This window comes from Pseudomonas sp. Snoq117.2, from assembly GCF_900110545.1.
Lineage (GTDB): Bacteria > Pseudomonadota > Gammaproteobacteria > Pseudomonadales > Pseudomonadaceae > Chryseomonas > Chryseomonas benzopyrenica.
Genome location: NZ_FOED01000034.1, coordinates 1 through 9294, shown reverse-complemented (window position 1 = coordinate 9294; position 9294 = coordinate 1). Strand labels below are relative to the sequence as shown.

Below are 9294 nucleotides of genomic sequence, written 5' to 3'. Positions count from 1 at the left end.
TGCCGGAGGTGGCGCCGTCTCTCGGACGGTCGCGCCTGGCGAAACCTGGCCTCGCTCCCGAAGCCGTCAACAAACCGCGTATTGGCAAGGTTGATGCCGCGTCCTACTTGCCTTTGCGTCGACGCGTCGGCACGGCACAGCTCGGCCGTGACGCGCTCGAAGTCTTGCCGTAGGTGCGTGCGTTGCGAGTTCGCCCGCTTCACGAAAACCCCAAACATCGCTTCTTCTCTCATTCAATTACCGCTAGATGCGTGGCGCCGGCGCCGCACGCGGAAAACCGCAAGTGGATGTGATTCGCGGTCGCCCGCAAAGTCTCGCGGTCGCCCTCACCCTAGGCGCATCGCGTAACAAAACATGACAAATTTCGACCCGCGCCTCTTGACGGCATGCGGTCGTGATGCCGGTTCAAGCGCCGCTAGGAAAACGGTCGACATCGAATAGCAGTCGTGACGCGATCATAGGAGGCATCCAAAACGGAGGGGCCGAAGTGTTAAACAGCTTTTACCTATACATCGGCTCTAACTCTAGAAACACGTGAAGCCGATGAAATTTCTCGAAAACCTGGACCTGGCGAAGGTCATCCGCGCGTGCGGCGATTTCGTGGTGAAGCTCGATGCGCATCCCCTCGGCGCGTGCTTTTTCGTGGTCGTGCTAGTGATTGTTTGCGTCGCGTGGAAATGGCATTGACGCGAGAAGGCGGGAGAGGTGGCGGAACGGAAAACGCAGAATCCGTTCCGCCATACCCAAGGCCGGGGGGCGGGCTTGGTATTTGGCACGAGCCGGTTAAACCAGCGTCGAGCTGAGCGGCAATGTTATCACTGCACTTCGGCCGTGCGGAAACGTTTATGAATTGCCGCAGCAGAAAGCACGTCTTGTTGTTCCATCGCGCCAAGGTCCACCGTGCCGATTTCCTGCACGTAGGGCCGCGTATCGCATTGCTCCGCAAGCGCACGAAGTTCCTTGATAACGAGCTGTTCGCTCGATGCGTCGAGGTTTCCGGCTTCGCCACGTTCATACCGGATTGGGTACGGCAGACCGTTCGGGGCTTTGACAGCCATCGCGCGGGCAATTTGCTCGCCGCATTGGGCAAGCGCCGCGAGCACGTTCATTTCCGCCCAGCGTTGCGCGGCCGCCTCGTAGGCTGCCATGTACGTCCGCCCTGCGGTCGACGCCTCGGCATGGGCGGATTCGACAAGCCGGTCAGCCTCCGACAGCAGCGCGCTCAGTTGATCGACCATATCGTCAGCGTTGCGGCGATCGGAAAGTGCCTGGGTGACGTCGGCCGTTCGTGCGCCGTTCGACTGGCACACGGCTTCCGCAAGCGTGGCCTTGGCGCGCTCGCTCGCTTGCTTCTCGCCGTCGAGCTGCGTGGCGAGCGATTCCCGGTGTTTCTTCGCCTCGGCGAAAGCCTTGCCCGCGCCGTTGTCATACGTGTGTCGAGCCAGCTCCAGATTGGCGAGGGCGGCCGCATAGGTGGACTTGGCTTGTTCGTGTTTTTGTTGCAGATCGTTCATTTGATGGCCTTGGGTAGCGATGCGATGGCCGGCGCGCAGTGTCGACGCGCCGGCGTGATTCATGAATGAGGGAGGGTCAGCAGTCAGTGCAAACCGTGTTCGAAAAATTCAGCGGTCGACGGTGCGTTTCGACGGCGTTGAGTTCGTGTGCGGGGGCCGTTTTCCGCGCCTCGTTGTACGCGGTTTCGGCTTTCACCAGCTCGTCGCGCGCCGCGATGAATTTTGCCGAGGCGTCACAAGCGGCTTTGTAGAGGGTAGCGAGGTTGCTCATGTGGATCTCCATCGATCGGCGGTTAAGCGGCCGGTTTTTCGAGCTGGGAAAGCAGCGCGATAACCACGTCGAGGGATTCGAGCGCCTCGTCGAGCTGCGCGGTAAAGAAGGTCATCATGCCGCGCAGTGCCTTCGCATCGAGCGTGACGGCGGACGAATCGTCCGGCACTTCATGCGCAAGATCGGCATAGATGCGCGACAGATTGCGCGTCGTTTCGAGCGCATGATTGACCAGTGCGGTTTGAAAAATCAGCTCGGCGATATCGCTTGCATGATCGGCGGGGCTCGGAGCGATGACGGTCGATTGGGTCTTAGCCATGACGCACCCCGCTTTGTGCGAGTTCAGCAACGCGGCGCAGTGCATCGCCGGTTGCATCGAGCGCGTCCTGGTACGTGTCGGCAATCGCCGCGGCGCGCAACGCTTCGCGGACGATAGAGAGAATGAGGGGGGATTGCCCGGATAGGGCATGAGTGGGCAGCAGCATTGCGCTAACTCCTTCTGTAAGGGCCGGAAAACCCGCCGTCCCGCTCTCAAACGGGATGGGTGGGCGGACACATGACAAGGTTGAGAGACCGGTACAGAAGGCAACCGGCGTGCGCGAACGCACCCTCACCAAGGCCCGCCCATAGAAGGCACAGCGCATAGGTGTACGGACGTAAAAAAACCGCCTGCCGGCGGTCGCCCGCCTTCCGTTTTCCCGGCTCTCACCCCGGATCGCTGTTGTCTCAGCGACGGGGAAAGTATAGAGGGCACGCGATCGGTTCGCAACGCGTTTCGCACGCATGCGAAGCGATGGGGGTGCGTCACTTATGAGGTTGCAGTTAGTGTTCATCATGGGTCGAAGGTCAGGACTTGGGGCGGCACTTTGCTCGGGATGCTTTCGCACCTGGGGCGATCGCGCCGGCAGTCGATTGCCCCTGCTTGGCGATCCACGCACGCACATCCTCAACGCGCCAGGCCGACACCTTGACCGATAGCTTGACCGGCTTGGGGAAAGTACCGGACGCACATCCGCGCCACAGCGTGCTAGCTGAAAAGCCAACGATACAAAGCACTTGAGGCAGTCGAAGGAACCCCGTTTCGGGAATCGAAAGCGCGATTGATCTTTTTGCCATTCGTTAGGTTTCCTCTCAGGTCTAGGTGCAATCAACGATGTGTGTCAGGTTGTGTCAGTCCGTATCACACAGCGTCACAGCGAATGCTCTCAGGCCTGCATGCCACGCGGCAAACATCGCACGATGTACTCGTTATCAATACAGGCAATTGTGTTACTGGCGCGGCAATGCACGGCGTTATAACGACTGCGCGACATTCCCCGATAACGACACGGCAGACACATCATGAGCAACATTCAAACCTTCACGTTCGGCGATGCAGTGCCGGTAATGGACCGCGCCGAGATTCTCGACTACGTTGAAACCTGGGCGGCCGGAAAATGGTTCGAGCCGCCGGTGTCGTGGGCAGGCCTGGCGAAATCGTTTCGAGCTGGTGTTCATCATGGATCGGCGATCTACTTCAAGCGCAACGTGCTCGCGTCGACATTCATTCCGCACAGGCTGCTATCGCAAGAGGAGTTTGGAAAGCTGGCGCTTGATTACCTGGTGTTCGGCAATGGCTATCTTGAGGGGCAAAAAAGCCGCCTCGGCGATCGTCAGCCGCTCAAGCGTGCGCCGGCGAAGTACGTGCGCCGCTCGACAGACCTGCAGCGTTTCTTCCAAGTCAGCGGATGGGACATTGAGCACGAATTCGAGCCGGACTCGATCGTTCATCTGATGGAGCCGGACATTAACCAGGAGGTGTATGGACTGCCTGAATATCTCGGCGCGCTCAATAGCGCCTGGCTCAATGAGTCTGCAACGCTCTTTCGCCGGAAGTACTACGAGAACGGCTCGCACGCCGGGTTCATCATGTACATGACCGACGCCGTGAACAGTCAAACCGATATCGACGCCATGCGCGAAGCGTTGAGGCGAAGCAAGGGGCCGGGTAATTTCCGCAACATGTTCGTGTACGCGCCGAACGGAAAGAAAGACGGCATCCAGCTCATACCCATGTCTGAGGTCACGGCCAAAGACGAGTTTTTCAACATCAAGAATGTTTCTCGTGATGACCTTCTCGCCGCACATCGCATCCCGCCGCAGCTCATGGGCATCGTGCCGAGCAATACCGGGGGCTTTGGTGCGGCCGATAAGGCTGCCGAAGTGTTTGGCGTGAATGAAATCGGGTCGCTTCAACGTCGCTTCGAGCGCATCAACGAAGCGCTCGGCGATGAGGTCGTGAGATTCACCCCGTATTCCGTGATCGCGTGAGCTGGAGCCATTATGACAAGCCCGAAGTCGTTGAGACTCAAATTTGCGTGCCCACACTGCCTATCCCGCACGGTTGCGGATGGAGGCCTTGAAGTATCACCATTGCGGATCGAAATTCGTTACGCCTGTACCGATTTCGAGTGTGGGCACACCTTCACCGCGACGTTAGAGGCTGTTCGAACGTTGATACCGAGCAACAAGCCAAACCCCGATATTCACTTGCCTGTGTCGGGTTTCGTGGCGAAGGGAAAGAGAGGCGCGAAGGCTGTCACGGCATGAGGTGGATGCCGGATTGATAGCTCGGCGGCCTCTTTTTTCTCGGCGCGCTTGAGCGTGTTGTAAAGCGTGGTTTTGCTGACGCCGTATCGCTTCGCAATGCGCATCGCAGACATATCGGCGCTTTGCATCAGCACGCGTATTTCGGCGATCGCGACATCGTCGAGGGCAGGGGGCCGGCCGCCGTTGCGACCGCGTGCGCGGGCCGCTTTCAGGCCCGCAAGCGTGTTCTCGCTTATCACGTCACGCTGATATTGCGCCATCGCCGCCATGAACCCGAAAAACATGCGGCCTTGCGCGGTGCTCGTGTCGATCTTCTCTGACAGGCTTTCGAACGCGACACCGCGCGCGGCCAGCTCGTCGACGATACGCACCAGGTCGACGAGCGATCGGCCGAGGCGATCGAGCCGCCAAACGATCAGCGTGTCACCCTTGCGCAAAGCCCGCATCAGGTGCGCCAGCTCGGGCCGGCCGGTTGCCGATTTCCCGCTCGCCTTTTCTTCATAGACTTGCACGCAGCCCGCACGCGCGAGCGCGTCGCGTTGCAGCTCGAGGTTTTGATCGACCGTCGACACGCGCGCATAACCGATGCGCATGCCGCCGGTGACGATATCGAGCGTGCCCTTGTCGGATGAATCGCGCATGGTTTCCCCGTCGAGTAAATAAACCGCGTTGCAGACGTTTTATTTGCGTTGATAACTTTACTGAGTTTCTTTACACAGCAGACGAAGAAAAAGGGCGTCAAGCGCCCCTCTTGCCAGCCGTACAGAAAACGTTCGTTTTCTGGTCAGGCTTTGTGCGAGTCGAGATCTAAACGCTGCTGGCCCTGCGCTTCAAGCGCGCTCGACTTGCGGCGATACTCGCGCACGAACAAAACGCGGTTTCCTTTGAAGAAAAGCGCCGGGTTGATCCAGTAGACGGACGGCGTTTTGGGGGACAGGAAGCCGAGCGCCAGCAGCTCTTTCAGGCCGCGTCGAAAGGTTTTCTCGCTCATGTCGATTGAGTGGCCGGATAAGCCTTCATCAAACCACTTGAGGTAGACGGTATCGGCAAATCCGCCACTCATGGGCGCGTCCTGATAAACGCCTAGAACGGCCTGAAATACCTTCTGGCCAGTTTTAGTTAGGTCATAAGACGCGGCAATGCCAGCTGCGAATACCTTCACAAACTCAGCATCGTCTTTTTCCTCCAGCGTGCGGATCACGCTCGCACCCTGGATGACTCCAGCCGCATCTACCAGGTCCGTCTTTAAGCCGGTGCTGACGTAGCGGCGCTTTACTGGCACGTCGCGCACTTCGACAAGTGGATTGATATCGGGCGAATATTCGAGATAGCGCAAATTCGGTGCTTCGATCTTCCTGTCGTCGGCCATTTTTAAGTGTTCCAGTGTCCATCCAGAGACACATCGTGACGCGCAACGGACAAAAAATCAACGATTTTTGTCCAATGAGTTCCATTTTTTGTCCGTCGAGGTCCAAATTCTGTCCGTCGAGCATCGGTGCGACAAGCCTTTGCGGCCTTTGCTTCTCTCTCTTGCTTTATACGGCCGTGGGAGGCCTTTCGATGGCAGTTTCTCTTAGCACGATCGGTGTTTTCGCTTTTCTATCTCAACAAGGCAAGCGAAGCGCGTCAGGGCGGAGCCAAAGGCCGCAAGGGTTCCCTGTGGGTAACGTGGTGCAACTCGGTCTTTCGAGTTGTGCCGCGTTATCCATAGGGATGCGGGTGAACCACTGGCATTCGAACAACCGGCCGGCCGCGCGAATCCGCGGCGGCCGGTAGAAAACCACCCTTCCGCGCTTACGCGCTCCCTCCCGTGAGGGTCACAAGTGCGCGCGTCGCGCGTCACTTGACGATCAAACCATATCCAGACCAACGAACCGCGCCACGGCGCGGGCGGTCATTACACGTGATTGCTATCGGTGCCGGTCGGCGCGGCAAGCCGCCCCGACAACGGCCGACTAAATCACGCTCGCGCCGTCGCTGCGCGCCGACCCGACCGCTCAAGTCGGCGCGTCCCGCGCACCTCGTTTGATGCGATCGCGATGCAGGCGCCCAACGGTTTAGCAGCAACAGGGGTCGCTCGCGCCCTGCCCTTCCAATACCCCCCTAACCGGTCGATTCCAGGCCCTGCAACGGGCCGCCACGGGGTCGGCAGGGCACGGCTACCCCTGAGAGGCCGGCCGGCTAGGCGGCCGTTTTACGAACGATCGTCGTTCGAAGTTCGCAGTCACCCCTCCGCGCCTGCCGGCTTCTTGGGTCTCTCGTTTTGATGCAGTCAGCGCCTAGGCCGCTAAACGCCATACAGCACGGGCTTTGCGGCGATTTCGAGGCGGCCGATTTGATGCGAACCGATGCGCGCCGAGGGCAAATCGAGGCCGTCGCGAGAGCAGGCGAATTCGATAGCGTCGAAAAGCGGAATATAGGCGTTTCCGGGAGGGCGGGTTTTCCGTTGCAAGTGTGGGGTAGAGATTCGGGAAGGGGCGCGGCCGGCGTCGCATGTTGACGAGCTGCACAGGGCGCGTTTTGGAGGCTCACGGCGGGGGTACACGGAGAACACACCGGGGATTAGGGGATTGAGGGGATTTGATACGTAAGTGATTGATTTTTAAGATATTGCAATCCCCCAACCATCCCCAAAACAGCCCCAAAAGGTTGGGGAAAGTTGGGGATGAAAAAATAGGCAGGGGAAAAATCCGGGGAAACCGGGGGTGTTTATGGGGATGCGCGCATTTTCTCTTTCTGTGCTTATTCTTCTTTCTTTTCAATGATTTAAAAGAGAGAGAGGTATAGGGGCGAGAAACCGGCGTTGGGGAAAAAACTGGCAAATTTGGGGAAAAACGGGGGGCGCTTGGGGATGTATTCTCTACAATAATCAATGACTTAGCGAGATAGAAGGGCGAAATCCCCCTGTTTTTTGCGCTGCGTGGTGGTCCGGCGGGCCGAAAAAGGGGCCGCGCCGGTCGGCCGTCGCTTCTTGCCGGCCGTCAGCCTGGTGCTCGATCGCCGGATTTTGGCGGCCGTCGACGAGTCACATGCGGCCGGATCGAGGCTGCCAGTGCCAGCGGCCAGCGAGCGCGCGCACGTCGACGGGCTGCACGAGGTGCATATCGCACGGCATCGGCCGGCGGTGACGGTGCGCCGCTCGGCGCGCGTGTCTGCCCTTCCCTTTCCTGTCCGGTGCCGCCGGCGGCCGGTTAGGATTCTTGGTGTCGTGATACCACGATACCAAGACACCAAAGCATCAAAAGATTGTGGCATCATCCGCCAGACGCGCAGCTGCAAAGGCTTTGCGCGGATTGCGCTTTGATACTTTGATACCTTGATACCAAGGGGAAGGCATGAAGAACCGGCGAATGCGGACAATATCAGTGTTCAGTCAGAAGGGCGGTAGCGGTAAGTCGACGATCGGAATTCACGTCAGCGTCGAGGCGTCGAAATCGCAAAAGACGGCACTGATTGATGCAGACGGGCAGGGCACGGGGCAGGCGTGGGCGAGCGGCCGAGCGAAAGACGAGCCGGCAGTCGTCGCCGGCGCGCCGTCGAACATTCGCGACTTGCTCGCGTCGGCCGAGGCGGAAGGTTACGAGCTGGCGATCGTCGATTGCCCGCCACACATCAACGCAGGTGCGTCCGAGCTGGTGAGCGTCGCCGATCTCGTCGTCGTGCCGGTGCAGCCCACTTTCCCCGATATGGCGGCGCTGAATCGGGCCTTGTCGGTCATTTCGGCCGCCGGCCGGCCGTTCGTGTTCGTCCTGAATCGAGCGGACAAGCGATCGCCGGAAACGCGTGACGCGATCGAGACACTTTCGCGGGTCGGGCCGGTGTGCCCGGAATACTTCGGCGATCGCAAGGCGTTCGGCCGTGCGCTTTCGTCAGGCCTTGCCGTGTGCGAATTCACGTCGAACCCCGATGACAAGGCCGCGAGCGAAGCGCGCGCCGTCTATCAATGGCTTATGGAGAGCATGCAGTGAGCACGAAGAAAACCCCGAGTTTTGGCGCGCTGAAAATCAGCGCAAACAATCCCTCGGCGGCCGTCATGCCGCCGGCCGAGCCGGCCGTCGAGCACGCGGCCGTCGAGTTCGCACCGGCCGAGAAGAAAGCCGAGGCAAGGCCGTCGAAAACCGTGCCGGTGCGTCTCACGCGCGAGCAGTGGATCGAGGCGAAAGACTTTGCGGCGCGATATGACACATCGTTGCAAGAGCTGTTCATTGTCGGCTTGAACATGGTGCGTGCCTCAAAGGGCTTGCCGCCGCTCACTGGCACCCGGTTCAAGTGATGCCGTGATGCCTTGGCATCATGGTATCAAGGCATCAAAGCACCAAAACACCAACTCGAAAGGGGACTTGAATGGGCATGATTCCTTCGCAGCTCGATTACCTTGACTCGCTCGCCGAGGCGGTGCGGGCGGGGCAGGCCGACGCACTTGCCGGCCTGTCGACCGGCGAGCGCATCTATTGCGCGCTCGCAGCGAATCGAGCCGACTTGTTGCCGGCCGGTTATACGATTGTTCAGGCGTTCGCGCGGCTTGATGACGACGCGACCGCGCTCATGAATCGGTGGGAGCACCGCTAGGGGCAAAAGCGGCTGCAGATGGGCGGTCGAAAGGATGAGGATGGGGTAGGGCAGGCCGCCGGCGTCGAAAGCGCCTGGCGGCCTTTTTTATTGGCGCGCGGAGCGCGGCGCCCGCATGCTCTGCGCGGATCAGTTGAGCACCAGGTGCGAATAAGCGAAAGTGAAGTACGCCTACCGCTCGCCGGTTGGCCCACTTCACCTATCTTGCCCTGCTGCTCGTCGCGATTTTTCCAGGATGCCCGCGAGCGGTAACACGATTTTTCCAAGTCGCCGGCAAGGTTTTTCCAAGACAAAACCACGATATTTCCGGCGCGCAGTCGACTAGCGGCGTGTCTGTCGCCGGACATCGGC

Annotated in this window: 13 protein-coding genes; 6 read left to right on the top strand and 7 right to left on the bottom strand. The window is 59.6% G+C overall.

Annotation, left to right across the window (positions count from 1 at the left end):
• The first annotated feature begins 543 nt into the window (after positions 1-543).
• Positions 544-687: a hypothetical protein gene (locus tag BMZ43_RS26665; RefSeq protein WP_177205255.1), complete on the top strand. Its 144-nt coding sequence runs from the start codon at positions 544-546 to the stop codon at positions 685-687.
• 128 nt (positions 688-815) lie between these two features.
• Here BMZ43_RS26665 and BMZ43_RS25680 read toward each other — a convergent pair whose 3' ends face one another.
• The 5 genes from BMZ43_RS25680 to BMZ43_RS27565 form a co-directional block, all read right to left on the bottom strand.
• A complete protein-coding gene (locus BMZ43_RS25680) occupies positions 816-1514 on the bottom strand; it encodes a hypothetical protein (protein WP_093257796.1) in 699 nt (232 codons plus the stop codon).
• 76 nt (positions 1515-1590) lie between these two features.
• Entirely contained in the window at positions 1591-1785 is a 195-nt protein-coding gene (locus BMZ43_RS25675) for a hypothetical protein (RefSeq protein ID WP_091810498.1), read from the bottom strand.
• A gap of 22 nt (positions 1786-1807) precedes the next feature.
• Complete coding sequence (locus BMZ43_RS25670; protein WP_091810500.1) at positions 1808-2104, bottom strand: hypothetical protein; 297 nt, start codon at positions 2102-2104, stop codon at positions 1808-1810.
• Positions 2097-2270 carry a hypothetical protein gene (locus BMZ43_RS26660; protein WP_091810512.1) on the bottom strand — a complete coding sequence of 58 codons (174 nt, stop codon included), beginning with the start codon at positions 2268-2270 and terminating at the stop codon, positions 2097-2099. The genes BMZ43_RS25670 and BMZ43_RS26660 overlap by 8 nt, the downstream gene beginning before the upstream one ends.
• A gap of 361 nt (positions 2271-2631) precedes the next feature.
• Positions 2632-2901, bottom strand: a complete 270-nt coding sequence (locus tag BMZ43_RS27565; protein WP_091810502.1) for a helix-turn-helix transcriptional regulator — start codon at positions 2899-2901, stop codon at positions 2632-2634.
• A 225-nt stretch (positions 2902-3126) separates the two neighbouring features.
• On the opposite strand from BMZ43_RS27565, the gene BMZ43_RS25650 reads away from it, so the two are divergent.
• Both BMZ43_RS25650 and BMZ43_RS27560 read left to right on the top strand, forming a co-directional pair.
• Positions 3127-4095, top strand: coding sequence for a phage portal protein (locus BMZ43_RS25650; protein ID WP_091810504.1), 969 nt, complete (start codon positions 3127-3129; stop codon positions 4093-4095).
• Positions 4096-4107: 12 nt separating this feature from the next.
• Positions 4108-4374: an ogr/Delta-like zinc finger family protein gene (locus BMZ43_RS27560; protein WP_091810505.1), complete on the top strand. Its 267-nt coding sequence runs from the start codon at positions 4108-4110 to the stop codon at positions 4372-4374.
• On the opposite strand, the gene BMZ43_RS25640 is transcribed toward BMZ43_RS27560, so the two are convergent.
• Positions 4311-5015 (bottom strand): recombinase family protein, encoded by a 705-nt coding sequence (locus BMZ43_RS25640; RefSeq protein WP_091810507.1) that lies wholly within the window; start codon positions 5013-5015, stop codon positions 4311-4313. The genes BMZ43_RS27560 and BMZ43_RS25640 overlap by 64 nt on opposite strands.
• A 143-nt stretch (positions 5016-5158) precedes the next feature.
• The gene (locus BMZ43_RS25635; protein ID WP_091810509.1) at positions 5159-5743 is read right to left on the bottom strand and encodes a hypothetical protein; all 585 of its coding nucleotides are present in this window, start codon (positions 5741-5743) and stop codon (positions 5159-5161) included.
• Between the two features lie 1966 nt (positions 5744-7709).
• Between BMZ43_RS25635 and BMZ43_RS25630 the strand changes: the two genes are divergently transcribed.
• The 3 genes from BMZ43_RS25630 (at position 7710) to BMZ43_RS25620 (ending at position 8943) form a co-directional block, all read left to right on the top strand.
• Positions 7710-8342: a ParA family protein gene (locus BMZ43_RS25630; RefSeq protein ID WP_091810487.1), complete on the top strand. Its 633-nt coding sequence runs from the start codon at positions 7710-7712 to the stop codon at positions 8340-8342.
• Positions 8339-8647, top strand: coding sequence for a hypothetical protein (locus BMZ43_RS25625; protein ID WP_091810489.1), 309 nt, complete (start codon positions 8339-8341; stop codon positions 8645-8647). Before BMZ43_RS25630 ends, BMZ43_RS25625 begins: the two co-directional genes overlap by 4 nt.
• 71 nt (positions 8648-8718) lie before the next feature.
• On the top strand, positions 8719-8943 hold the full coding sequence (locus tag BMZ43_RS25620; protein WP_091810491.1) for a hypothetical protein: 225 nt from the start codon (positions 8719-8721) through the stop codon (positions 8941-8943).
• Positions 8944-9294 lie beyond the last annotated feature (351 nt).

Bases quoted from the DNA above. Each gene is read 5' to 3' on its own strand.
- BMZ43_RS26665 (WP_177205255.1), top strand. From the start codon at position 544: ATGAAATTTCTCGAAAACCTGGACCTGGCGAAGGTCATCCGCGCGTGC.
- BMZ43_RS25680 (WP_093257796.1), bottom strand. From the start codon at position 1,514: ATGAACGATCTGCAACAAAAACACGAACAAGCCAAGTCCACCTATGCG.
- BMZ43_RS25675 (WP_091810498.1), bottom strand. From the start codon at position 1,785: ATGAGCAACCTCGCTACCCTCTACAAAGCCGCTTGTGACGCCTCGGCA.
- BMZ43_RS25670 (WP_091810500.1), bottom strand. From the start codon at position 2,104: ATGGCTAAGACCCAATCGACCGTCATCGCTCCGAGCCCCGCCGATCAT.
- BMZ43_RS26660 (WP_091810512.1), bottom strand. From the start codon at position 2,270: ATGCTGCTGCCCACTCATGCCCTATCCGGGCAATCCCCCCTCATTCTC.
- BMZ43_RS27565 (WP_091810502.1), bottom strand. From the start codon at position 2,901: ATGGCAAAAAGATCAATCGCGCTTTCGATTCCCGAAACGGGGTTCCTT.
- BMZ43_RS25650 (WP_091810504.1), top strand. From the start codon at position 3,127: ATGAGCAACATTCAAACCTTCACGTTCGGCGATGCAGTGCCGGTAATG.
- BMZ43_RS27560 (WP_091810505.1), top strand. From the start codon at position 4,108: ATGACAAGCCCGAAGTCGTTGAGACTCAAATTTGCGTGCCCACACTGC.
- BMZ43_RS25640 (WP_091810507.1), bottom strand. From the start codon at position 5,015: ATGCGCGATTCATCCGACAAGGGCACGCTCGATATCGTCACCGGCGGC.
- BMZ43_RS25635 (WP_091810509.1), bottom strand. From the start codon at position 5,743: ATGGCCGACGACAGGAAGATCGAAGCACCGAATTTGCGCTATCTCGAA.
- BMZ43_RS25630 (WP_091810487.1), top strand. From the start codon at position 7,710: ATGAAGAACCGGCGAATGCGGACAATATCAGTGTTCAGTCAGAAGGGC.
- BMZ43_RS25620 (WP_091810491.1), top strand. From the start codon at position 8,719: ATGGGCATGATTCCTTCGCAGCTCGATTACCTTGACTCGCTCGCCGAG.